General features: G+C 74.4%; 26 protein-coding genes. 13 read left to right on the forward strand and 13 right to left on the reverse strand.

Translation table 11 applies throughout. From position 1 onward, the window contains the following. Position 1: 1 nt before the first annotated feature. From JUB12_RS21295 to JUB12_RS21310, 4 genes are all read left to right on the forward strand, one after another. Entirely contained in the window at positions 2–1519 is a 1518-nt protein-coding gene (locus JUB12_RS21295; protein ID WP_205697446.1) for a glutamate synthase subunit beta, read from the forward strand. 46 nt (positions 1520–1565) lie between these two features. Continuing rightward, positions 1566–2219: a TetR/AcrR family transcriptional regulator gene (locus JUB12_RS21300; RefSeq protein WP_241004543.1), complete on the forward strand. Its 654-nt coding sequence runs from the start codon at positions 1566–1568 to the stop codon at positions 2217–2219. A 65-nt stretch (positions 2220–2284) separates the two neighbouring features. Beyond that, positions 2285–3178, forward strand: a complete 894-nt coding sequence (locus tag JUB12_RS21305) for a glycosyl hydrolase (protein WP_205697448.1) — start codon at positions 2285–2287, stop codon at positions 3176–3178. Between the two features lie 141 nt (positions 3179–3319). After that, positions 3320–3940, forward strand: coding sequence for a hypothetical protein (locus JUB12_RS21310; RefSeq protein WP_205697449.1), 621 nt, complete (start codon positions 3320–3322; stop codon positions 3938–3940). A gap of 75 nt (positions 3941–4015) precedes the next feature. Here the strand turns inward: JUB12_RS21310 and JUB12_RS21315 are convergent, their stop codons facing one another. From JUB12_RS21315 to JUB12_RS21330, 4 genes are all read right to left on the reverse strand, one after another. Continuing rightward, positions 4016–4567, reverse strand: a complete 552-nt coding sequence (locus tag JUB12_RS21315) for a DUF3618 domain-containing protein (protein WP_205697450.1) — start codon at positions 4565–4567, stop codon at positions 4016–4018. Then, complete coding sequence (locus tag JUB12_RS21320; protein WP_205697451.1) at positions 4564–4965, reverse strand: phage holin family protein; 402 nt, start codon at positions 4963–4965, stop codon at positions 4564–4566. The genes JUB12_RS21315 and JUB12_RS21320 overlap by 4 nt, the downstream gene beginning before the upstream one ends. After that, positions 4965–5630 carry a hypothetical protein gene (locus tag JUB12_RS21325; protein ID WP_205697452.1) on the reverse strand — a complete coding sequence of 222 codons (666 nt, stop codon included), beginning with the start codon at positions 5628–5630 and terminating at the stop codon, positions 4965–4967. Before JUB12_RS21325 ends, JUB12_RS21320 begins: the two co-directional genes overlap by 1 nt. Positions 5631–5760: 130 nt before the next feature. Further along, positions 5761–5904 (reverse strand): hypothetical protein, encoded by a 144-nt coding sequence (locus JUB12_RS21330; protein ID WP_205697453.1) that lies wholly within the window; start codon positions 5902–5904, stop codon positions 5761–5763. Between JUB12_RS21330 and JUB12_RS21335 the strand changes: the two genes are divergently transcribed. After that, on the forward strand, positions 5903–6763 hold the full coding sequence (locus JUB12_RS21335; RefSeq protein ID WP_205697454.1) for a hypothetical protein: 861 nt from the start codon (positions 5903–5905) through the stop codon (positions 6761–6763). The genes JUB12_RS21330 and JUB12_RS21335 overlap by 2 nt on opposite strands. A 3-nt stretch (positions 6764–6766) precedes the next feature. Here the strand turns inward: JUB12_RS21335 and JUB12_RS21340 are convergent, their stop codons facing one another. Genes JUB12_RS21340 through JUB12_RS21350 form a run of 3 tightly spaced genes read right to left on the reverse strand, consistent with a single transcriptional unit; the run spans position 6767 to position 8268 of the window. Then, positions 6767–7441 carry an enoyl-CoA hydratase-related protein gene (locus JUB12_RS21340; protein WP_205697455.1) on the reverse strand — a complete coding sequence of 225 codons (675 nt, stop codon included), beginning with the start codon at positions 7439–7441 and terminating at the stop codon, positions 6767–6769. A gap of 3 nt (positions 7442–7444) precedes the next feature. Continuing rightward, positions 7445–8074: a TetR/AcrR family transcriptional regulator gene (locus JUB12_RS21345; RefSeq protein ID WP_205697456.1), complete on the reverse strand. Its 630-nt coding sequence runs from the start codon at positions 8072–8074 to the stop codon at positions 7445–7447. Between the two features lie 41 nt (positions 8075–8115). Continuing rightward, positions 8116–8268 carry a hypothetical protein gene (locus JUB12_RS21350; RefSeq protein WP_205697457.1) on the reverse strand — a complete coding sequence of 51 codons (153 nt, stop codon included), beginning with the start codon at positions 8266–8268 and terminating at the stop codon, positions 8116–8118. Positions 8269–8824: 556 nt separating this feature from the next. Here JUB12_RS21350 and JUB12_RS21355 point away from each other — a divergent pair. Further along, on the forward strand, positions 8825–9847 hold the full coding sequence (locus tag JUB12_RS21355) for a S9 family peptidase (protein WP_205697458.1): 1023 nt from the start codon (positions 8825–8827) through the stop codon (positions 9845–9847). On the opposite strand, the gene JUB12_RS21360 is transcribed toward JUB12_RS21355, so the two are convergent. Next, positions 9844–10287, reverse strand: a complete 444-nt coding sequence (locus JUB12_RS21360) for a hypothetical protein (RefSeq protein WP_205697459.1) — start codon at positions 10285–10287, stop codon at positions 9844–9846. The genes JUB12_RS21355 and JUB12_RS21360 overlap by 4 nt on opposite strands. Positions 10288–10640: 353 nt before the next feature. Here JUB12_RS21360 and JUB12_RS21365 point away from each other — a divergent pair, with 353 nt between their 5' ends. The 4 genes from JUB12_RS21365 to JUB12_RS21380 are packed head-to-tail and all read left to right on the forward strand — an operon-like array spanning position 10641 to position 14012. Next, positions 10641–11846 carry a lipid-transfer protein gene (locus tag JUB12_RS21365; RefSeq protein WP_205697460.1) on the forward strand — a complete coding sequence of 402 codons (1206 nt, stop codon included), beginning with the start codon at positions 10641–10643 and terminating at the stop codon, positions 11844–11846. 2 nt (positions 11847–11848) lie between these two features. Then, positions 11849–12508: a TetR/AcrR family transcriptional regulator gene (locus JUB12_RS21370; protein ID WP_205697461.1), complete on the forward strand. Its 660-nt coding sequence runs from the start codon at positions 11849–11851 to the stop codon at positions 12506–12508. A 43-nt stretch (positions 12509–12551) separates the two neighbouring features. After that, positions 12552–13826 (forward strand): cytochrome P450, encoded by a 1275-nt coding sequence (locus JUB12_RS21375; protein ID WP_205697462.1) that lies wholly within the window; start codon positions 12552–12554, stop codon positions 13824–13826. Between the two features lie 39 nt (positions 13827–13865). Then, the gene (locus JUB12_RS21380; RefSeq protein ID WP_205697463.1) at positions 13866–14012 is read left to right on the forward strand and encodes a hypothetical protein; all 147 of its coding nucleotides are present in this window, start codon (positions 13866–13868) and stop codon (positions 14010–14012) included. Between the two features lie 18 nt (positions 14013–14030). On the opposite strand, the gene JUB12_RS21385 is transcribed toward JUB12_RS21380, so the two are convergent. After that, entirely contained in the window at positions 14031–14198 is a 168-nt protein-coding gene (locus JUB12_RS21385; protein ID WP_205697464.1) for a hypothetical protein, read from the reverse strand. A gap of 70 nt (positions 14199–14268) precedes the next feature. On the opposite strand from JUB12_RS21385, the gene JUB12_RS21390 reads away from it, so the two are divergent. Beyond that, positions 14269–15507 (forward strand): hypothetical protein, encoded by a 1239-nt coding sequence (locus JUB12_RS21390; protein WP_205697465.1) that lies wholly within the window; start codon positions 14269–14271, stop codon positions 15505–15507. Here JUB12_RS21390 and JUB12_RS21395 read toward each other — a convergent pair. Genes JUB12_RS21395 through JUB12_RS21405 form a run of 3 tightly spaced genes read right to left on the reverse strand, consistent with a single transcriptional unit; the run spans position 15497 to position 17871 of the window. Continuing rightward, positions 15497–16144 (reverse strand): RES family NAD+ phosphorylase, encoded by a 648-nt coding sequence (locus JUB12_RS21395; protein ID WP_205697466.1) that lies wholly within the window; start codon positions 16142–16144, stop codon positions 15497–15499. The genes JUB12_RS21390 and JUB12_RS21395 overlap by 11 nt on opposite strands. Next, positions 16119–16877, reverse strand: a complete 759-nt coding sequence (locus tag JUB12_RS21400) for a hypothetical protein (RefSeq protein ID WP_205697467.1) — start codon at positions 16875–16877, stop codon at positions 16119–16121. The genes JUB12_RS21395 and JUB12_RS21400 overlap by 26 nt, the downstream gene beginning before the upstream one ends. A gap of 10 nt (positions 16878–16887) precedes the next feature. Further along, a complete protein-coding gene (locus tag JUB12_RS21405) occupies positions 16888–17871 on the reverse strand; it encodes a GlxA family transcriptional regulator (RefSeq protein WP_205697468.1) in 984 nt (327 codons plus the stop codon). Between the two features lie 88 nt (positions 17872–17959). Here JUB12_RS21405 and JUB12_RS21410 point away from each other — a divergent pair, with 88 nt between their 5' ends. After that, complete coding sequence (locus JUB12_RS21410; protein ID WP_205697469.1) at positions 17960–18586, forward strand: HD domain-containing protein; 627 nt, start codon at positions 17960–17962, stop codon at positions 18584–18586. Positions 18587–18709: 123 nt separating this feature from the next. Continuing rightward, the gene (locus JUB12_RS21415; protein WP_205697470.1) at positions 18710–19543 is read left to right on the forward strand and encodes a hypothetical protein; all 834 of its coding nucleotides are present in this window, start codon (positions 18710–18712) and stop codon (positions 19541–19543) included. Here JUB12_RS21415 and JUB12_RS21420 read toward each other — a convergent pair. Next, positions 19461–20735, reverse strand: coding sequence for a glycosyltransferase (locus JUB12_RS21420; RefSeq protein WP_205697471.1), 1275 nt, complete (start codon positions 20733–20735; stop codon positions 19461–19463). The two genes, JUB12_RS21415 and JUB12_RS21420, sit on opposite strands and share 83 nt — an antisense overlap. Between the last annotated feature and the right edge of the window lie 225 nt (positions 20736–20960).

The following is a 20960-nucleotide window of genomic DNA, read 5'->3' on the forward strand; positions in this document are numbered from 1 at the left end:
CATGGGTGAGCTCGGAGGCTTCCTCAAGATCGAGCGCTCGGGCGTCCCGTACCGGGACCCCGCCGAGCGCGTCGGCGACTTCAAGGAGTTCGTCGTCCACCGCTCGGACGACGAGCTGGCCGCGCAGGGCGCGCGCTGCATGGAGTGCGGCGTGCCCTTCTGCCACAACGGCTGCCCGCTCGGGAACCTCATCCCGGACTGGAACGACCTCGTCTACCGCGGCCGCTGGCAGGACGCGATCCGCCAGCTGCACGCCACGAACAACTTCCCGGAGTTCACGGGCCGCCTGTGCCCCGCGCCGTGCGAGGCCTCGTGCGTGCTCGAGATCCGCGAGGGCGACGCGGTCACCATCAAGCAGATCGAGAACTCGATCATCGACCACGCCTGGGACAACGACTGGGTCGTCGCGCAGCCGCCCAGGAGCGAGACGGGCCGCACCGTCGCGGTCGTCGGCGCGGGCCCGGCCGGCATGGCCGCCGCCCAGCAGCTGCGCCGCGCCGGCCACACGGTCACGCTGTTCGAGCGCGACGAGGCCGCGGGCGGGCTGATCCGCTTCGGCGTGCCGGACTTCAAGATCGAGAAGTGGGTCATCGAGCGCCGCGTGCAGCAGCTCGTCGACGAGGGCGTCGACCTGCGGCTGAACACCGACGTGGGCGCCGGCGACCTCGAGGGCTTCGACGCCGTCGTGCTCGCCACGGGCTCGCGCGTGCCGCGCGACCTGCCGGTCGACGGCCGCGAGCTCTCGGGCATCCACCCGGCGATGGACTACCTCTACGTCCGCAACCGCCAGGTGGCCTCCGCCGACGGCGCCCCCGGCGAGATCACCGCCAAGGGCAAGCACGTCGTCGTCATCGGCGGTGGCGACACCGGTGCGGACTGCGTGGGCAACTCGATCCGCGAGGGCGCGATCGACGTCGTCCAGCTCGAGGTCCTGCCCAAGCCGCCCGCGCACCGTCCCGACGACAAGACCCCGTGGCCGCTGTGGCCGATGAAGTACCGCAAGAGCTACGCCATGGAGGAGGCCGAGGCCACCCACAAGGGCGAGCAGGACTACGCGGTCACGACGCAGCGCTTCGTCGGCGAGGACGGGCAGGTCAGCGCCCTCATGGTCGCCGACGCCGACCCGGCCAACCCGTTCGGTCCGCCGCTGCCCGGCACCGAGCGTGCGCTGAAGGCCGACCTCGTGCTCCTGGCCATGGGCTTCCTGCACCCCGAGCAGGAGCTCATCGACGGCCTCGGCCTGGCCAAGGACCAGCGCGGCAACGTCAAGGCCTCGACCTACGAGACCTCCGAGCAGGGCGTCTTCGCCGCCGGCGACTGTCGCCGCGGCCAGTCGCTCATCGTGTGGGCGATCAACGAGGGTCGCCAGGCGGCCCGGATGGCCGACCGCTACCTGCGCGGCCTCGACGAGGACCTGCGCCCGGCCACCGGCAACCTGACGCAGGGCGACGAGGGCGGTCCCGAGGCGGCCCCGCCGCGCCACGCCGACGGCGCGATGCCGTCGCCGCAGGCCGTCTAGCGCGAGAGCCTCCGGCCCCACCCCGGGATAGGGTGGGGCCGTGGCCATGGAGGGGTCGTCGGAGCCGGAGCTCGGCAAGCGCGAGCGGACGAAGCACGCCAACCGCCGGGCGATCCTCGACGCGGCCCGCGAGGTGTTCGCGGAGATGGGCTTCGGCGCCGCGTCGGTGCGCGACGTCGTGCGCCGCACCGACCTCGCGTCCGGGACCTTCTACAACTACTTCCCCGACAAGGAGGCGGTCCTCGGGGCACTGGTCGACGAGGCCGCCACGGAGGCGCGCGAGCGCATCGTCGCGGCGCGGCGCTCCGCCGAGTCGCTCGACGACTTCGTCCGGGCCGGCTTCCGCGCCTACTACGCGTTCCTGGTCGAGGACCCGCGGACCTTCGAGCTGCTGCGCCGCAACGCGGGGACGATCCGCGCGATGTTCGACCAGCCGGTGCTGGGCGGCGGCATCGACGAGCTCGAGCAGGACCTCCGGGCCGGCATCGCCGCCGGGCTCCTGCCCGAGCACGACGTCGAGCTGATGGCCTCGGCCATGGTCGGGGCGGGCTTCGAGGTCGGCGTGCGGCTGCTCGAGCGCGCCGGAGGCGACGACCTCGAGGCGGCGGTCGAGCTGCTGGCCGACGTCTTCGTCGCGGGCTTCGAGCACCTCGCGCGACCCGAGGGCTCAAGGCCCTCGGCCGGTCTGTCGAGAACTTGAGGGTCGGCCCCGCAGGGGCCCACGCCGTCTCTCCGCACGCTCACCACCAGAGGGGATCCCACACCTTGCTGCGTCGCACTGCCCTGCCCGCCGCGGTCCTCGCCGCGCTCGCCGTCGCTCCCGCCCAGTCCCAGGCCGCCACCTACGGCTTCTCGGAGCAGCAGGCGAGCATGTTCTCCAACCCGCTCTACCAGGCGCTCAAGAAGGTCAAGGTCGCCCGGTACATCGCGCCCTACGACGTCGCCACCGACGCCCGCGACCGCGCGACGTTCCAGCGCTGGTACGACGCGGCGCAGGCGTCGGGCGACAAGATGCTCGTCTCCTTCTACTACGACCGCGACCGCGTCATGCACATGCCGTCCTCGTCGGAGTTCAAGAAGCAGATGAAGCTCTTCAAGGCGGCCTTCCCGGCCGTCGAGTCCATCTCGCCGTGGAACGAGGCCAACAAGAAGGCCCCGGGCCGCTTCGCCAACCCGTCGGCCAAGCAGGCCGCGGGCTTCTACAACGTCGCGCGCTCGGTGTTCAAGGGCAAGGAGATCGTCGCGCTCGACGTGCTCGACCAGAACAACGTCAAGCCGACCCTGACGTACATCAAGCAGTTCAAGAAGCACGCCAACGGGTCGCCGCGCCTCTGGGGCCTGCACAACTACAGCGACACCAACCGCTTCGGCTCCAAGCGCACGAAGGCCGTCCTCGACGCGGTCAAGGGCGACGTCTGGCTGACGGAGACCGGCGGCCTCGTGCGCTTCGGCGGGTCCTTCCCGTACAACGAGCAGCGGGCGGCCAAGGCGCTGAAGTTCATGTTCAAGCTCGCCAAGAGCAACAAGCGCCTGAAGCGCCTCTACATCTACCAGTGGCACGGCGACAAGCCGGACGCCGTCTTCGACGCCGGCCTGGTCAACGCGCTGGGCACCGCCCCCCGCCCCGGCTACACGGTCGTCAAGCGCGAGCTCGGCTAGCACCGCTCGTCGCGCCGCTCGTCCAGCGGCGTCCATCCTGCAGGGCGAAGGTCCTCCCCAGAACCGGGGAGGACCTTCGTCGTAGTGGGGGCCACACGGGGTCTCGCGAAGGGGGCGTCGCGCCGACCTCCCAGGGAGACGATGGACGTCGGCGGCCCCACCCACCCGCAGGTCTCGCTGGAGGACCTCTTCGCGCAGGCCGAGCCGGTGCTGCTCGCGCCGGCGGTGGAGCGCGACGAGCGCGTGGCGGTCGAGCGCGTGGACCAGGCACCTGCGTCCTTCGACGACCTCGAGCTCGTGCCCGTGCGCGACCTGCTGCCGCCGCCGGCGGCCGTGCGCCCTCCGGTGCCGATCGAGGAGCTGTTCCGTGCGGCCGAGGCGACCCCGCACACGCCGCGCTTCGCCGGGGTGCGCCGTTGGGTCCACGTCGGGCTGCTCGCGGCGGGCCTCGTCGTCGGGCTGCTGCTCGCGCTGCCGCTGCGCGACGTCGCCGAGCTCTGCCCGCCCTCCGGCGAGGGCCGCGGCTACTGCGCGATGCAGAAGCAGTGGGCGCCCGCCGTCATCACGACCTTGGCGCCGATGCTGGCGGCCCACCTGGTGGCCGTCCTGGCGCTCGAGACGCTTCCGGGGCTGCGCCGCCGCCGCAAGGCCGGCGAGCGGCCGGTGCGTCGCACGCGCGCACAGCGTGCGGCGCCCTACGAGGAGGATCCCGTCCTCCTCGCAGCTTCCTGGGGGGTGCGCGCCGGCCACGAAGGCCGGTAGCGCCGCAGCGACGACGGCCCGCCCACCCGAGCTTCCAGGGCCGGGGCTCGGGAGGGGCGGGCCGTCCGTCGTCGTCTAGCTCTGGGAGCCGACCTGCTCGCGCACCTGCTGCGCGGACTCCTGCGCGGAGCTCTTGAGCTCCTCGGCGTGCTCCTGCCCGGACTCGCGGGCGGTGTCCATCGCGCTCTGGGCCGCCTCCTGGGCGACCTCCTTGCCGTGTTCGAGGGCCTCCTGGCCCGTCTCGCGCACGCGGTCCTTGACCTGGTCGGCCACCGGGCCGAGGCGCTCCTGCTCGGTCCTCGAGCTCGGCAGCAGCAGGCCGGCGAGGAAGCCGACGGCCAGCGAGCCGACCGCGAGGCCCAGCGGGTTGTCCTGCGCCATGCCGCCGGCGCGCTTGGCCCCGGCCTTGAGGTCGCCGGTGCTCGGCGTCGCCTCGGCCACGGAGCTCGTCGCGTCGCCGGCGCTCCCGGCGATGCTCTCGCGCACGCCGCCGACCTTGTCCTTGATGGTGCTCATCCTGTCGCTCACTGCCTCCTGCGTCCGTGCCTTCACGTCCGCCTTGTAGCCCAGCGCATCGACCGTCTCGCCCATGCGGTCACGGGTCTGCTCGATGTCGCGCCTGATCACGTCCGGGTCTTGGCCCACTGCACGTCCTCCTTCACCGTCTCCATGGTCTGCGGGGCCGGCGGCCCCGCCTCCTTCACGCGGTTGCGGCCCTGGAGGGCCAGCAGGCCGGCCACGGCCGCCCAGACGACGGTCACGACGAGCGCCGCGAGCCACCCGTCCATCGCCTTGTCGAGCAGGAGCACGAGGCAGGCGGTCAGGGTGCCGAAGGCCCCCAGGCCGAAGAGCCCCGCGCCACCCAGCATCCCGGCGCCCTTGCCGGCCTTCTTGCCCTGCTCGGAGAGCTCCGCGCGGGCGAGGGCCATCTCCTGGCGGACCAGCGTCGACGTCTCGTCGGAGAGCTGCTTGAGCAGGTCGCCGATCGAGCGATCACGCAGCTCCGGGTGGTCCGTCGCGGCCATCAGGCCCCCACGGGACGTCCGGGCACCGAGGTCGTGCCGATGCCGCTGCCGGTGCCGACGTCGTCGCTGCCGACGGTGTCGGTCGGTCCGGCGCCCGAGACCGTGCCGCTGCCGCCGGGCCCGGAGACCTCGCCGCCGGGGTGGGCCGTCGGGGGCGGGGACGACGGGACGCCGCCGCTGGGCAGCTGGCGCGAGGCGCCGTTGCCGCTCGACGTGCCCGAGCCGCCGCCGGCCTGCACGCGCTGCGTGCTGGACGCCTTGAGGAACCGGGAGGCCAGGAAGCCGGCGGCCAGGCCGCCCGCCACGACGGTCCAGGGGTTGTCGCGGGCGTAGCGCTCGACGTCGGAGAGGATCGTGTCCGCGTCGCTGCGCTCGAGGTAGCCGCCGAGCTGCTCGGCGCGGTCGGCCGCCTGGTCGGCGAGCTTGGCCGGACCCTCCTTGCCCTGCTCGCGCAGCTGCTCGGCCACCTGCCGCGCGTCGCCGGCCTGGCTCGAGATCTGCTGTCCGGCGGTGGTCGAGCGCTGCTCGACCTGGGTGCGCAGCGCGCCCTTGGCCTTCTCGGCGCCCTGCTGGGCCGCTTGCTGGGCCTGCTGCTGTGCCTGCTCGGCGGTGGACTCGCCACCGTCGTCCCGGCTGAACCTCGCCTGGGTGTCTGTCTGCGCCATCGCGCCTCCTTGCGTGGGAGAGGAATCGGTGATGCAGCGCCGGTGCCCGGCCCGGGGGTGCGGAAGCGGCACTGGTCCGCCGAAGGTGTCAGCGCTTCCTAGACTGCGGCGCGGTGCCGACCTTCTGCCGTCACAACCGCTTCGCCGAGAACTGCCCCATCTGCTCGAAGAAGCCACGGACGGCGAGCTCGGCGCCGGCGAGCACCCGGCGGGCGGCTGCGGGGACGGCCGCGCCGAAGCGGCGCACGGCGCGCAGCGGCGGCGCGGGCGGCATGACGGTCCGGCGTCTGGCGCGCGCGCCCGACGACGGCTTCGACCACCCGCTGGTCCCCGGCCTGCGCTCGAGCGTCGACGCCCGGCGGATCGCCGAGGAGGTCGCCTTCGCGGCGGCGCGCCTCGACGAGCTGCGCCACGACCCGCCGGGCCTGCTCGGCGAGATCGCGGTGCTGGACGACCGCGAGGAGGCGGCGTGGCAGTGCTTCCTGGTCGCCTGGCTCTCGCCGGTCGAGGCCGAGGATCCGTGGGAGGGCATCCGCGCCGCCCACGTCCCGTGGTCCTCCGGCGAGCTGCCGCGCGTCGACGGCGTCGCCCTCGGTGAGCGCACGGCGTGCGACCCGGGACGCGCCGACGCGACGGTCACCGCCTACCGGGCGTGGGCGGCCAAGTCCGGCGGGCAGGTCGCGGCCCTCGCCGGCGAGGAGGCCTGGGATCCGCCCCGGCGCTTCGACCGCGCCTTCGAGCGCCTGTCGCTGCCGGCGTTCAACCGCGCGGCGCGCTTCGAGTTCCTCCTGCTCGCGTCCGGGCTCGGGCTCGTCGACGCCGAGGCGTGGAACCTGCACCTGCGCGCGGAGCCGATGGACCCCGTCGTCCTGGCGTGCAAGCGGGCGTTCGGCATCGGCGACCCGGCGCTGCTGGCCCAGCGACTGCGCGCGCTCGCCGACGCGGGCGAGGCGCCCGTCGCCGCCTTCGACCTCGGGCTGCTCAACTGGTCGCGCGGCGGCGCGCAGGACCGCATCCGTGCCGGCTCGCGCGCCGAGCCCGACGCCGGCGTGCGCGAGCGCCTCGAGCGGGCGATGGGCCTCGAGCCCGCGGCGGCCGAGGGCGGCGACGACCAGCCGCCCGGGGCCGCCTGAGCGCTACTCGAGCGGGTTGGACTCGCGGTCCTCGAGCAGCGCGAGGGCGGTGGCGTACATCCGCCGCTTGATGGTCGCCTGCGTCAGGCCGTCCTTGCCGGCCAGCGCCGCGGCCCGCGCGATGGCGGTGCTGCGGACCTCCGCCTCGGCCGCCGTCGCCTCGACGATCCCGGCGCCGAGCGCCTCGGGGCCGGTGTAGCGCCGGGCGGTCAGCATCGCCTCGGCCTGGGCGGCCGGGTCGAGCTTGGCCTGGATGAGCGCCGTCATGCCGCGGCTGAACGGGATGTTGATGTCGGCCTCGGGCAGGCAGAACCAGCCGCGGTCCTCGCGCATGACGCGCAGGTCGTGGGCCAGCGCGAGCATCCCGCCGCCCGCGAAGGCGTGGCCCTGGATGGCGGCGACCGTCGGGGCCGGGAACGCGAGGACCTGCGCGAACACGCCGTGGATCTCGTGCACGTAGCCGGCCAGCTTGTCCCCGTTGGCCCCGAGCCAGTCGAGGTCCAGGCCGTTGGAGAAGAACTTGCCCGAGCCGGTCGTGACCAGCGCCTTGGGTCCTTCGGTGCTCGCGGCCTCGTCGAGCCGGGTGCGCAGCTCGGCGAGCCAGTCGGGGTGGAAGCGGTTCTCGTCGGCGCCGAGGTCCAGGACGAAGACGTCCCCCTCGCGCTCCAGCGTCGGCATGGCCTAGGTGTCCTTCCGGGTTCGGGTTCGTGGTGGTGGAAGTGGGAGGTCGAGCACCGCGCGCACCGCGGCGTCGAGGCGGGCGGCCGCGGCGGGGGAGAGGCGGCCGTCGCGCTGCAGCGGGCGCAGCACCAGCGCGGTGGGGAGGTCGACGACGCAGACGGTCACGGCCTCGAGCGCCGGGGCGTCGCGCCGGCCGAAGACGCCCTCGGCCAGCCGCCGCAGGAGCGCCACCAGCCGCCGGTGCGCCTCGTGCAGCTCGGCGACGAGCGCCGCGGGGAGCTCGCCGGCCGGCAGGTCCTCGCGGCGCAGGGCCAGCAGGACCCGTGCGCTCTGCGGCGCCTCGTCCAGCATCGCCAGCGGCGCCGTCGCCGCCGCGACCACGGCGCCCACCGGGTCGCCGGCCCCTGCGACGCGCTCGCCCTGCACCGCGCCGAAGCGCTCGGCGGCCCGCAGCCACACCCGCGCCAGCACCGCGTCGCGCGACCCGAACGCGTGGTAGATCGTCCCGCTCGGCGCACCGGCCGCCTGCGCCAGCGCGCGCACCGTCAGCGCCGCCGCGCCGTCCCGCGCAACGATCGCCTCCGCCTGGTCGAGGAGGGCGTCGACGTCGTGCAGGCGCGGGCGCGGCACGGCGATGACTGTAGCGGAACCGCTGTTCTAGAACGGTGGAGCTAGTATCCGTCGCGACCGATGTCGCCCAGGTCCGGTCCCGCGGTCACGATCCGGCCGAGCTCGGTCTGGGCGAGGCGGCGCAGGGCCAGGAGGACCGCGAGGCCGGCGCACCCTGCCGCGACCCGTGAGCCCGAGGCCTCGTACGCCGCCACGGCGCCCCGGCGAGGACCACCGCCGCGACCCCGACGAGCGACAGTCGCCAGATCGCCTCCCCGAGCAACCACGCCGCACGTCCGAGCACCGGGACCCTCCGCGCGGCCAGCACCTCGAGCACGACGCCGAACGCGAGCGGGGCACCGACGACCAGCAGGAGCTCCCAGCCCTCCACGTCAGGCCGCCCGGACCGCGACGACGACCGTGACCGTCCATGCCGTCCGCCGAGCCGCAAGGAGTCGAGCCACCGCCTCCGACTTCACCGACCCGGCGGCCGACGCGCAACGCTCGTGCGCTGAGCGGCCCTCGGCGTGCGAAGAAAGGGACAGTCCCCTTCTTCTCACCGCCACACCACACCGACGATGTCCCTGCATCTGAGGGGTTCGCGCCCCGTGTCGGCAGCGGGCTCACGCGCGGGTGCGTGAGAAGAAGGGGTCAGGCCCCTTTTTCTCACCAAGAAGGGGTCAGACCCCTCCTTCTCACGACGGCGACCCGCCCGCCTGCGCGACGACGTGGCTTTCCGGTGCGTTGGGCCGCCGTAGTAGAACGCCGCCCGTGCGCTTCGTGGGCCTCGTCGTGGCGACCACCGCCGTGCTCGCCGCCGCGACGAGCGCGACCGCCCACGCCGCGACCGGGTCCGCGCCGACGCCAGCGGCAGCGGCGGCCGAGGGGCGTGCGGAGGGCGATGCGCAGGTCCGAGCCGCGCTGCGCCCGACGCTGCGCCGCGGCGCGCCGGCCGCGGCACGGACGGTCGCCGGCGCCGCCGAGTCGCCCGCCCCCTGCACGACCGCCTACCCCGACGCCTCACCGACGTTCGAGGTCGGCCTGCCGTGCGGGGCCGCCGCCGGCACCGCGCCGAAGGGCGTCGTGCTGCTCCTCCACGGTGGCGGGTGGTACTCCTCCGAGGAGTTCTGCGAGGCGATCGGCCTGCGGAACGACTGCCTCATGGCGGGGATGCGGCCGACGGCGGCGCGGTGGCAGAGCCGGGGCTACGCGACCCTGAACCTCGACGTCCGCACCGGGCCCGAGGGCCTGACGGACCTCGTCGCCCGCTTCACCGAGGCCCGGCAGCTCGCGGATGCGGTCTCGCCCGACTTCCCCGTCTGTGCCGAGGGCGAGTCGGCCGGCGGGCACCTCGTCCTGCTGCTCGCGCTCGTCGCGCCGGGGCTCACGTGCGCGATCAGCAACAGCGGGCCGACGAACCTCGCCGAGCGCAGTGAGGAGAACCAGGTCATCCGGTCGATCGCGGCGCTGCACTTCTGCGCCCCGTGGATGGCGGCCGAGCAGTGCAACCAGCTGCTCGCGCTGTGGAGCCCGCTGACGTGGGCCAGCTCCTACGCCGGGCGGGCGATCCAGCTGGTCGCCGCTGAGGGCGACCAGCTCGTCCCGCCCGCCGTCCACGTGGCGCCGTGGCGGGCCGTGCGCCCGGAGACCCAGCTGCACCTGCTCGGACCGGACGTGCCCTGCACGGCGACCGGTGCGACGTTGCTCGTCCACAGCTGCGTGCCGGCAAGCGCGATCACGACCTGGCAGGAGCAGGCCGAGGCGCCCTTCGTGCCGGCGTGGCCGGCCGGCTAGGCGACCGCGGCCGGCACGCGCGCACGTCGCCGCGCGGCGGTCGGCACGACCTCCGGGACCACGACAGGCTCCGGCTCGGCGACCAGCGAGCGCACGAACGCCTCGACCTCGGCGTGGAGCTCGGGACGCCGCCGCGCCGCGATGGCGCAGTGCGCCCCGGCGATCTCCGCGTTGTGGCGGACGGACTCGAAGCGGAAGGCCGGTCCCCAGGGACAGCGCAGGCGGCGCGTGGCGTGCAGGCGGCGGGCGAAGGCCATGCACCGCTCGGCCCGCCCGACCTCGTCGCGCCAGCCGACGCGAGAGTCCAGGACGTCCGCCGCCAGCCCGTACAGCCGCGGGCGCAGGCCGTCGTCGACGTTGTCGTTGTACCCGCGCAGGAACGCCGCCACGACGGGACAGACGCACGTCGGCCGGTCGGTGAACGACTCGCCAGCGAGCATCGAGCACAGCTCCATGACGCACGCGCCGTCCTCGGGTTCGCGGTGCCGCCCGCGCGCGAGGCTGACGGTCTGGGGAGTGGGACGAGGAGCGGCGCCAGGCGGCTGCATGGCGCCGCGGGTACCCCCTCACCCTGGCGGCGCGCGACCCTCGCGGGGAGAGGGTCGCCCGTCGGACCAGCCGCAGCTCATCCGCTCGCGGCTCGGCCTGCCAGCGGCCGTGAGGCCCGGCTCCGGGCGCACCGCGCGCCGCTCGTCGGGACGACCCAGTACATACCTTTCAATCGAATGACAAGTTTGTTAGCTTCGCCGCCGTCCGCCGTCCGCCGTCCGCTGGGCGAGCAGAGGAGAAGGAGATGGCGAGCAAGGGCAACCGGGTCTTCGTGATCGGCGTCGGCATGACGAAGTTCGACAAGCCGGGCACGAAGGAGGGCGACTACCCCGACTGGGCCAAGGAGGCCGGCGCCAAGGCGCTGCAGGACGCCGGCGTGGGCTACGACGCGGTCGAGCAGGTCTTCGCGGGCTACTGCTACGGCGACTCGACCTACGGCCAGCGCGCCGTCTACCAGCTGGGCCTCACGGGCGTGCCCGTGGTCAACGTCCACAACAACTGCTCGACGGGCTCGAGCGCGCTGTGGCTGGCCCGCCAGTCGATCAAGGGCGGCCTCGTCGAGTGCGCGCTGGCGATCGGATTCGAGAAGATGGAGAAGGGCTCGCTGGGCGCGAAGTACACCGACCGCACCCCCGCGATGGACAAGCACCTCGAGGCGATGGTCGCCGGCCGGGGCGGCTGGGAGGACAGCCCCGCCGCCCCGCAGATGTTCGGCAACGCCGGGCGCGAGCACATGGAGCGCTACGGCTCCGAGCCCGACCACTTCGCGTGGATCGGCTTCAAGAACCACCGCCACTCCGTCAACAACCCCTACGCCCAGTTCCAGGACGCGTACTCGCTCCAGGACATCAAGGACGCCCAAATGGTCCACGAGCCGCTGACCAAGCTGCAGTGCTCGCCCACCTCTGACGGCAGCGGGGCCGCGATCCTCGCGTCGGAGCGCTTCGTCGACGAGCATGACCTCTGGGACCGCGCCGTCGAGATGGCCGGCCAGGCGATGGTCACCGACCTGCCGAGCACCTTCGACGGCTCCAACAGCTCGATCACGCTCGTCGGGTTCGACATGAGCCGGGAGGCCGGGCGCCGGGCGATGGAGGAGGCGCAGGTCGGCATCGAGGACGTCGACGTCATCGAGCTGCACGACTGCTTCAGCGCCAACGAGCTCATCACCTACGAGGCGCTGGGCCTCGCGCCGGTCGGCGAGGGCCATGAGCTCGTCGAGACCGAGGACACGACCTACGGCGGGCGCTGGGTCGTCAACCCCAGCGGCGGCCTGATCTCCAAGGGCCACCCGCTCGGCGCGACCGGCCTGGCCCAGTGCGCCGAGCTGACCTGGCAGCTGCGCGGCGCGGCCGACAGGCGCCAGGTCGACGGCGCCGAGGTCGCCCTCCAGCACAACATCGGCCTCGGCGGTGCGGCGGTCGTGACGGTCTACAAGCAGGCCGGCTGAGCGTGCCGGCGGCCAAGCGCCCCCGCTCCGGCGCGTCGGCCGTCGCGCGTCCCCGCCGCACCCAGGCCGAGCGCCGCGCGGCCACGCGCGGCGCCGTCCTGGACGCCGCGCTCGACGAGCTCGTCGAGCACGGCTACGGCGCCATGACGACCCGGCGCGTCGGCGAGCGCGCCAGCGTCTCGCAGGGCACCGTCATGCACTACTTCCGCTCGCGGCCCGAGCTGGTCGGCGAGGTCGTCCGCCACGCCTCCTCGCGGTTCACCGAGGAGATCACGACCGTCGGGCGCACCCGCGCGCGCACGCCGCGCACGCGCTTCGTCGCGATGCTCGACGCGCTGTGGGAGGTCCAGAACGGGCCGATCGCCCAGGCCGTCACCGAGCTGTGGGTCGTCGGCCGGCGCGAGCCCGCCGTCGCCGACGCGGTCCGCGAGGCCCAGCACGACGTCGTGCGCCAGGTGAGCGCCGCGGTCGTGGAGCTCTTCCCCGGCATCGCCACCACGCCGCAGGGCGTGCGCCTGCTCGACGAGGTCCTCGCGATCTCGCGCGGCATGTCCTTCGACAGCCTCATCGGCGACCGCGCCGACGCCGACCGCCGCTGGGACGGCGTCCGCGCCGGGCTCGTCGCGCGCTTCGAGGCGCTCGTCGCCGAGCTCGGCGCCTAGCTCCACCGACCACCACGAGACACCCCGCAGGAGACCGGAACCCATGGCCACCACCAGCACGCCCGTCGAGGACGTCATCGAGATCAACACGCTGGACTTCTGGAGCCAGCCCGCGGAGGTGCGCGACGAGACCTTCGCGCAGCTGCGCCGCGACAAGCCGCTCTCCCGCCACCTGCCCTTCGAGGACCCGCTGGAGATGGACGAGATGTTCCGCGACGACCGCCCCTTCTGGGCCGTCGTGCGCCACGAGGACGTCCGCACGATCTCGCGCGACCCCAGGACGTTCTGCAGCGGCAAGGGCGTCCTGTTCGGCGACGCGCCGCCCGAGATGCTCGAGGCGTCGCTGTCGTTCCTGGCCACGGACGCGCCGCGCCACACGAAGCTGCGCGGCCTCGTCTCCTCGGCCTTCACCCCGCGCCAGATCGCGCGCATCGAGGACGGCATCCGCGTCGCCGCGCGCGAGATCGTCGAGGAGGCGGCGACGACGGGCGGCGGCGACTTCGTCTCGCTCATCGCCAAGCGCCTGCCGCTGCGGACGATCAGCGACATGATCGGCGTGCCCGAGGCCGACCGCGAGCGCGTGATGCAGGCCGCCGACACGCTCGTCACCGCGATCGACCCCGAGGTCCTCGCCGGCCGCTCGCCGCTGGAGGTCCTCGGCACCGCGCTGTGGACGCTGACCGAGTTCGCCACCGGCCTGGCCGCCGAGCGCGAGCGCTCGCCCCAGGACGACCTCATGACCGCGCTCGTCCAGGCCGAGGTCGACGGCGAGAAGCTCACGCACGCCGAGATCGCCGCGTTCTTCGTCCTGCTCTCCGTGGCGGGCAACGACACGAGCCGCCACACGACCTCGCATGCCATGCGCGCGCTGACGGTCTTCGGCGACCAGAAGCGCAAGCTCATCGAGGACCCCGAGGGCCGCATGCCCACGGCGGTCGAGGAGTTCGTGCGCTGGGCGACGCCGGTGCAGGCCTTCCGCCGCACGACGACGCGCGACGTCGAGCTGCACGGCCATCTCATCCCCGAGGGCGAGAAGGTCGTGCTCTTCTACCACTCGGCCAACCGCGACGAGACCGTCTTCGAGGACCCGTGGACCTTCGACGTGCAGCGCGCGCCCAACCGCCACGCGGGCTTCGGCGGCGGCGGGCCCCACTACTGCCTGGGTGCCTCGCTGGCGCGCACGCAGCTCAACGCGATCTTCACCGAGATGCTCCGGCAGATCCCCGACATCGAGGCGGGTGAGCCGGAGCTCTTCCGCAGCGGCGCGTTCATCCACGCCGTCAAGCGGATGGACTGCTCGTTCACCCCGCGCGCTTGAGCCGCAGGGAGGACGCTGTCTCGCCCGAGGCCCGCCGCCGTGCTGCTCGGCGCCTCGCGCCGGCGCGGCCAGACGCTGCGGCGCGCCCTCGGGCGCCAGCGCCTCCAGCTGGCCGTCGGCCGCACGCGCCTGGACGATGCGAACGCCGGCGACCGCCTCACGGCGCGCTGGACGGCCGGTCGCTGAACGACGAACCGCCGGCCGTCAGCCCGTCGCCGAGCGCTGGGACTGCTCCGCCGCCTCCTCCTGCTGGGCGGCCCCGGCGGTGTCCTCGCTGTCGTCGGTGGGGCGGTCCGGGGCCATCTCGCCCTCGTTGACGCCGGCGCTGTCGCCGGGCCCGGGCTCAGGGTCGGTGCGGGGGCTCTCGTCCATGGCCGCCGCGTACCCGGTGCGGCGGGGCGCTTGCGCGCCGGGCCGCGACTCGCGGGTACCCTCGCGCGCCATGGTCCCCGGCCCCCGCGCTGTCTCGCTCGTGGTCGTCATCTTCGCGACGCTGCTCGCCCTGGCCCCGCCCGCCGGGGCGCAGACCACGAGCGCCAAGGAGCTGCGGCTCTCGCGCGTGGACGTCGACCGCAGCGGTGAGCTGCAGCAGCCGGGGTCGAGCTGGACGGTCGCCGAGGCGTCGGCCGCCTTCGACGCGCCGGACCGCTTCCGCAGCGAGTACGCCTGGAGGGTCCCGGCGACGGTCCCCGCGGAGGGCGCCCGGGCGTCGCTCGACGTGACGGCCATCGGGCGGGCCGAGGCCAGCGCGGCGTCGGCGCAGCTGTCGGGCACGGCGATCGTCGAGCCCAGCCGCGGCGAGGGGCGCCTGGCGATCTCGGCCGACGAGGGCCAGACGACCACCGACCACCTCGACGCCCGGCTGACGCCCAGCGCGCAGGAGGGCGAGCAGACGATCGTCATCCGCATCCTCGACGGCCCGACGATCACCTTCGTCTACCGCGTCGTGGCGTCCACCGCGCCCGCGGTCGACCCCGCCGCCGCGGCCGCCTGCCCGGCCCGGCTGTTCCCGCGCCCGCCGCGGGGGTGCGCAGCGCTCATCGAGATCGTCTCGCGCCAGCGCGAGCCGATCGCGGGCAAGACGGTCGCCTACGTCGCGCCGTCACCGGGGGCGATGGCGCGCTACCCCGGGCCGAAGCTCGGCAAGGAGGCGCGCGAGGCGACGGTCGAGCTGACCTTCGTCAACGCGACCTCGATCGTCCAGGAGCCGCCGCCCGTCATGGCGGTCCAGCCGCGCCTGCGCGTGCAGCCGGAGGTCTGCGAGGTGGGCCTTGCCGGCCCCGCCGGGTGGCTGCTGGACGACCTCCAGACGCTGCGCACCGAGCTCGACGCGTTCACGACCTGCACCGACGCGCTGACGAACACCGTGCGCATCGGCGACGAGCTGCGCGCCCTGCGCGAGGGCGTCGAGCCCGACCCTGCGCGCTCGCTGCAGCCCGCGTGCATCGGCGTGACGATGCGCGTCGGCGGCGTGCGCTCGCGCCTGCAGATCGCCTGCACGCCGACCGCGACCGGCGTGCGCCTGCGCGTCCGCGCCCGCCCGCCGATCCGCACGCTGCGCGGCGCCCTGCGCGACCGGCCGCTCGAGCTGCTGCTCGGCCGTTCGGCGCTGCGCACGACGCCCGCCTCGGGCGATCGCGTCAACACCTTCTGGCAGCTGCGCCGGACGCTCAGCGACTAGCCCGCCACGCCGCGAAGGTCGCGTGGCGCGTGCCCGGGTGGCACGTGTGCTCCATCGCGTAGCGGGTGGGCGAGCCGGCGTCGGCGACGAGCACGGCGGGGACGAAGACGTCCGGCCGCCGGTTGGCCTGCGGCGGCGGCATCGCGCCGTGCTCGCGGACCTCGACGCGCTCGCCGAAGAGCGTGAGGTTCACCGCGCCGGGCTGGTCGAAGGCCGCGGCGGGGGAGAGCACGCCGCGAAAGCCCTCGGCGCGCAGCGCGTCGGCCAGCGCCTGGCAGGCCGCGTGGGGCCCGACGGCGATCGCCGGATCCAGGCCGCAGGCGACGTAGGCGTCGAAGGTCGACAGGTCGGCGACGTCGTGCTCCTGGACCTGCAGCTCCCAGAGCCCGCGGCGCTCCTCGAGCCGGCGGGCGTCGTCGTGGATGGCGGCGTAGCGACAGCGCTCGGCCCACGCGCCGTTGGCCGACAGCGAGAGGTACTGCGCGACGCCCTCGCCCTCGCGGTGCCAGCGGCCGGACTCCTGGCGCAGGGAGACCGCGCCGCCGCCGTACCAGAGCGGCTGGACCTCGCGGGCGGCGTGGCGGAAGGCCTGCCAGACGCCGGCCGCGCGCTCAGGCGGCGCGGTCCAGGGCGCCATGCGCGGCGGGCTCGGCGGCGTCCAGCTGCGCCCGGCCGCCGCGGGCCAGCGCCATCAGCGCGCGACGGTGGGCGGCGGGGTCCTCGTCGAGCAGCTCGCGCGGCGTGCGCCCGCCGAGCTGGGGCATCGGCGCGTCGAACCACAGCAGGACGCCGCGCGGGGTCATCTGCCACTGCAGCTCGTAGACCAGCTGCGCGACCAGCGTGATGCGGTTGGGGTTCTTGCGGACCTGCCCGACGTCGCCCCGGCGGTAGGTCGACACCATCCGCGGCGTCGTCGCGAGCAGCCGGGCGACCTCGCCGACCTCGACGTCGGCCAGGCGCTGGGCGACGAAGCGCGCTGCCTCCTCGGGGCGGTCGAACGCGTCGTGGCTGAGCTGGCGCACCATCGCGCGCAGGACGACGAGCATCCGCTGCAGCGCCTCGCGCTGGCGCCACTCGGGGTCCGTGGCGTCGGGGTCGTCGTCGATCGCGTCGCGGAAGTCCTCGAGCAGGACGAGCAGCTCGCGCGCGAGGTCGTGGGCCCGCCACTCCGGCGTGCGGGCGACGGCGAGGATCGCCCGGCGCACCGCGTCGAAGAACGCCTGGCGCTGCGTCACGCGCGCCGCGCGCTCGAGCTCGTCCTTGCTCGGCTCGGGCTGGGCGGCCAGGTGGCGCTCGAGCTCGCGGGCGAGCTCGTCGGCGCGCTCGCGCAGGACCTCGTCCGTGATCGGCGGGTCGAGGGTCTCGGGCATGCCCTACATCCTACGAGCTTCCTGCGACAGGAAGTACAGGGGACCCGCGGAAGGCGCGCCGGTAGGCCGTCGGCGTGGTCCCGAGCTCGGCCGCGAAGCGGGCGCGCAGCGCCGCGGCGGTGGGGAAGCCGGCGCGTGCCGCGACGCGCTCGATCGCGTCGTCGGTCGTCTCGAGCAGCTCGCGCGCGCGGGCCAGGCGCGCGGTGAGCAGCCACTGCTTGGGCGTCGTCCCCGTCTCGGCGTGGAAGCGGCGGGTGAGCGTCCGCTCGGTGCAGCAGGCGTGCGCGGCGAGGTCCGCGAGCGCCAGCGGCTGGTCGAGGCGCTCGAGCGCCCAGGCCCGGGTCGCGCCCAGCCCGCCGTCGGGCGCGCTCGCCACGGGCGCCGGCGTGAACTGCGCCTGGCCGCCGTCGCGGTGGGGCGCCACGACGTTCCACCGGGCGAGCTCCGCGGCCGCCGCGGCGCCGTGGTCGCGGCGCACGACGTGCAGCGCGAGGTCCAGGCCCGCCGCGAGGCCGGCCGAGGTCAGCACGTCTCCCTCGTCGACGTAGAGGACGTCCGCGACGACCTCGACCGCCGGGAACTGCTCGGCCAGCGCGCCGGCCGCCGCCCAGTGCGTCGTCGCGCGGCGCCCGTCGAGCAGCCCGGCGTGGGCGAGGGCGAAGGCGCCGATGCAGATCGACATGACGCGGGCGCCGCGCTCGTGGGCGGCGCGCAGGGCGCGCAGGACAGCCGGGCTCGGCGCGGTCTCGGGTGCCTGCAGGTAGCCCGGCACGACGACCGTCTCGGCGCGCGCGAGGGCGGTGAGGTCGTGCTCGAGCGTGAGGGCGAAGCCGTCGCTCGTCACCACACGCCGCCCGCCGGGGCCGCAGACCGCGAAGTCGTACGGGCCCGCGTCGCGGTCGGCCCCCGGCGCGTAGGCGAAGGCCTGCAGCGCGCAGCCGAGGTCGAAGGTGACGAGCCCGGGCAGGGCCAGAGCGACGACGACGTGCGCCATGACGTGCCGACCTTACCTGTCTGGAAAGCGACGAACATCGTCTGAAGGACACCTCGTCGGCCCGCCCTCCCGACCGTACGGTCGCCCCATGGAGACCGTCCACGGAGTCCGCATCCCCGACAGCGCCTTCGCGCGCGAGGCCGAGGCGTTCATGGAGGAGCACTGCCCGGAGTTCCTCGGCCGCCACTGCCGGCGCACCTACGCCTTCGGCGCCCTGGCGGCCGACCGGCTCGGCGTGGCCTTCCGCGAGGAGCTCGCCTACGCCGCGGCGCTCCTGCACGACCTCGGCCTCGTCGAGCACCACGTCGACGGCCGGCGCTTCGAGGTCGCCGGCGCCGACGTCGCCCGCGCCTGGGCGCGCGGCCAGGGCCTCTCGGCCGACGAGGCACAGGTCATCTGGAACGCGATCGCGCTCCACACCTCGCTCGGCATCGCCGACGCGCAGGCGCCCGAGTCCGCGGTCGTCTTCTGGGGCGCGGCGATCGACGTCGCCGGCATGGGTCCCGAGCTGCCCGACGGCGCGGCCGACGCCGTCCACCGCGTCCTGCCTCGCGACGGCTTCGCCGGCGACTTCGCGGAGCTCATCGAGCGGCGCGCGACGCGCGAGCCGCAGGCCTACGCGCAGACGTGGCTCGCCGCGACGGCCGAGCGTTGCTGCGGCACGTCGCTGCCCACGTCGGAGCACGTCCTGCGCGTCGACCCGTTCCTCGCGTGAAGCGCGCTCGCGCACTTGGGCGCGAGGCGTTCCGTCCCCGCTCAACAGGCGAGGCCGGTACTACTTCGCGTTCGTCATGCAGAACCCGTCGATCCTCACACCGAAGACGGAGAGACGTCGCTGATGGTCGATCAGCGGCAGCCGGGCCCACTAATCGAGCTCCCGTACGGGACGCGCCAGCGGGTCGTCGTCGTCCCGGACGACGTGCTGGACGCCGAGCAGGTGCGCGTGATGGCAGGCGACCAGGAGCGACCCTGGCGCCCATGGGACGTCCTACGCGGCGACCCGCAGCATCCGACCTTGAGAACGCTCAAGGAAGCCGACGAAGAAGGTCTGCGGCTCCTTCCCGTCCGCCAGTCGCAGGTGGACCAACTCGACATGCCGGTCGGGCACCCGCTTCCGAACGTCGTCTACATCGGGAGCCCCGCCGTCGCGCGGCGGTACTACCCGATGGCCGACTTCCACGTGCGCGTGTTCGAAGAACGCTTCGGCGAGGCCATGCGCCTGCTCATGGCGCTCGGTGCCGAGCGGGTGACGGTGCGCTCAGAACGCGGCTGGAAGCGCGACGTGGGCACCGACATCGAGGCGCCGATCAAGCGCGTTCTCAAGAACCAGGCGGAGCTGCGCTTCGGGAGTCGGCGCGACCGCTCGCTGGTGTTCGAAGCCGAGCTGGTGCCAACTGGCGTCCCGGAGGTCCCGGAGGGTCTCGTCTGGTTCGACTACGAGCCGACGTGGAAGGCGGTCGTGGAAGCGAGGGAGCGGTACGGGCTGCGCGAGTTCCAGCTCCATGTCACCTCGCGGGAGAACTTCGGGATCGACGCCGACGTCGCGAGCAAGATCGGCCGGCGCAAAGTGCTCAGTCTCGGCGGGCGCTTCACGCAGCAGGTCGACACTTCCTGGGTGCTCGAGGGCACGTTCGGCGACGCTCCCAAGCGGGGTTGGAGACGCGGCCCATGACCACCGAGGTCAGCCGTTCCCATGACGTCAGCGGCTGACGGGCTGCGCGCGCGGCGAACTCCTCGAGCAGCGCGACGGCGTCGCGCAAGTGCGCGTGGCCGGCCACCTCGCCAGCGACGCGCCGCGCGGCCTTCCCGTAGGAGGGCTCGGCGAGCAGCCGCTCCACCGCCGCGCGGACCGGCGCGGGCTCGTGCCCGGTCACGGCGATGCCCGCGCCCGCCGCCGCGACGCGCGCCGCGTTCTGCGGCTGGTCGGCGAACATCGGCATGACGACCAGCGGCACGCCGGCGGCCAGCGCGCCCGTCGTCGAGCCCGAGCCGCCGTGGCAGACCACCGCGTCGGCCCACGGCAGGACGTCCTCCTGGGGCAGCCAGCGCAGGACCTCGACGTTGGCCGGCGCGTCGGCGAAGCGCTCCAGCTCCGGACCCGGGCCGACGGTCATCAGGACCGAGACCGGGAGGCCGGCGACCGCCTCGAGCACGATGTCGTAGGCGTGCTGGGCGGCGTCGAGCATGCCCGTCACGGTGCCGAGGGTCAGGTACACCAACGGCCGGCCGTCCTCGCCCCACGGCCGAGGCCCGTCGGGACGCGGGCGCGTGCAGCGCTCGTCGCGGAAGCGCAGCGTGTTCGGGATCGGCGCGGGCTCGAAGCTCGCGGGGAACGTCGTCAGGTACGGCGCCTCGCGCAGCCATGTGCCGTCCGGGTCGCTCGCCAGCCCCATCGCGCGGCGCACGTCGTCCAGCGGGCCGGCCGCCAGCTGCCGTCCGAGCGCCTCCACCTCGGCCAGGCCGATGCCGACGCAGGCGTGCGGGATGCCGGCCTCCTCGGCGAGCAGCGCGCCGCTGTACTGGTTGGCCTCGCGCACGACGACATCCGGCGCGAAGCTCGCGAACGCCTCGTGCATGCGCGGCAGCGTCGCCTCGGTGTTCAACCGGCCGAAGATCTCGCCGATCACGACGGCGTTGGCCTCGTCGGGCGACAGGGAGGGGACCCGGCTCCACACCGGTCCCATGCGCTCCTCGGACGGGTCGTCGAGCTGCCAGAAGGCGAAGCCGTGCGCGGTGACCATCTCGGCGATCCGTGGCGGCGCGGCGACGAGCACCTCGTGACCGGCGTCCTCGCACGCGCGCGCGAACGGCACGAGCGGGCTGAAGTGGCCGGCGCCGTGGGTGGAGGCGAAGAGGACGCGCATGGCGCCACCCTCCCAAGCGGCGCCGTCGCTCGCTGGCGCTCCCCGCGCCAGGGCCGTTCGGCCGACCGATCAGCGCCGTTCGACCGTTCGGCGCGGACAGTCAGCACATCCGTTGCGATCGCGTCTGCGTCCAGGACGTCGTCCGAATCAGCCGCTTTCCAGGACCTTCCCCCGTCTGGACGCAGGGGGCCACCCGAAGGGAGGTGTCGAACTCACGCAGGACTA

It is taken from the genome of Conexibacter sp. SYSU D00693, assembly GCF_017084525.1.
Classification (GTDB): Bacteria; Actinomycetota; Thermoleophilia; order Solirubrobacterales; family Solirubrobacteraceae; genus Baekduia.

What these genes read in the sequence shown, in the direction of transcription:
- JUB12_RS21360 (WP_205697459.1), bottom strand. Translation starts at nt 10,287, where the DNA reads ATGCTCGCTGGCGAGTCGTTCACCGACCGGCCGACGTGCGTCTGTCCC.
- JUB12_RS21405 (WP_205697468.1), bottom strand. Translation starts at nt 17,871, where the DNA reads ATGGCGCACGTCGTCGTCGCTCTGGCCCTGCCCGGGCTCGTCACCTTC.
- JUB12_RS21385 (WP_205697464.1), bottom strand. Translation starts at nt 14,198, where the DNA reads ATGGACGAGAGCCCCCGCACCGACCCTGAGCCCGGGCCCGGCGACAGC.
- JUB12_RS21395 (WP_205697466.1), bottom strand. Translation starts at nt 16,144, where the DNA reads ATGGCGCCCTGGACCGCGCCGCCTGAGCGCGCGGCCGGCGTCTGGCAG.
- JUB12_RS21300 (WP_241004543.1), top strand. Translation starts at nt 1,566, where the DNA reads ATGGAGGGGTCGTCGGAGCCGGAGCTCGGCAAGCGCGAGCGGACGAAG.
- JUB12_RS21335 (WP_205697454.1), top strand. Translation starts at nt 5,903, where the DNA reads ATGACGGTCCGGCGTCTGGCGCGCGCGCCCGACGACGGCTTCGACCAC.
- JUB12_RS21410 (WP_205697469.1), top strand. Translation starts at nt 17,960, where the DNA reads ATGGAGACCGTCCACGGAGTCCGCATCCCCGACAGCGCCTTCGCGCGC.
- JUB12_RS21310 (WP_205697449.1), top strand. Translation starts at nt 3,320, where the DNA reads ATGGACGTCGGCGGCCCCACCCACCCGCAGGTCTCGCTGGAGGACCTC.
- JUB12_RS21325 (WP_205697452.1), bottom strand. Translation starts at nt 5,630, where the DNA reads ATGGCGCAGACAGACACCCAGGCGAGGTTCAGCCGGGACGACGGTGGC.
- JUB12_RS21295 (WP_205697446.1), top strand. Translation starts at nt 2, where the DNA reads ATGGGTGAGCTCGGAGGCTTCCTCAAGATCGAGCGCTCGGGCGTCCCG.
- JUB12_RS21340 (WP_205697455.1), bottom strand. Translation starts at nt 7,441, where the DNA reads ATGCCGACGCTGGAGCGCGAGGGGGACGTCTTCGTCCTGGACCTCGGC.
- JUB12_RS21400 (WP_205697467.1), bottom strand. Translation starts at nt 16,877, where the DNA reads ATGCCCGAGACCCTCGACCCGCCGATCACGGACGAGGTCCTGCGCGAG.
- JUB12_RS21390 (WP_205697465.1), top strand. Translation starts at nt 14,269, where the DNA reads ATGGTCCCCGGCCCCCGCGCTGTCTCGCTCGTGGTCGTCATCTTCGCG.
- JUB12_RS21375 (WP_205697462.1), top strand. Translation starts at nt 12,552, where the DNA reads ATGGCCACCACCAGCACGCCCGTCGAGGACGTCATCGAGATCAACACG.
- JUB12_RS21365 (WP_205697460.1), top strand. Translation starts at nt 10,641, where the DNA reads ATGGCGAGCAAGGGCAACCGGGTCTTCGTGATCGGCGTCGGCATGACG.
- JUB12_RS21415 (WP_205697470.1), top strand. Translation starts at nt 18,710, where the DNA reads ATGGTCGATCAGCGGCAGCCGGGCCCACTAATCGAGCTCCCGTACGGG.
- JUB12_RS21420 (WP_205697471.1), bottom strand. Translation starts at nt 20,735, where the DNA reads ATGCGCGTCCTCTTCGCCTCCACCCACGGCGCCGGCCACTTCAGCCCG.
- JUB12_RS21330 (WP_205697453.1), bottom strand. Translation starts at nt 5,904, where the DNA reads ATGCCGCCCGCGCCGCCGCTGCGCGCCGTGCGCCGCTTCGGCGCGGCC.
- JUB12_RS21320 (WP_205697451.1), bottom strand. Translation starts at nt 4,965, where the DNA reads ATGGCCGCGACGGACCACCCGGAGCTGCGTGATCGCTCGATCGGCGAC.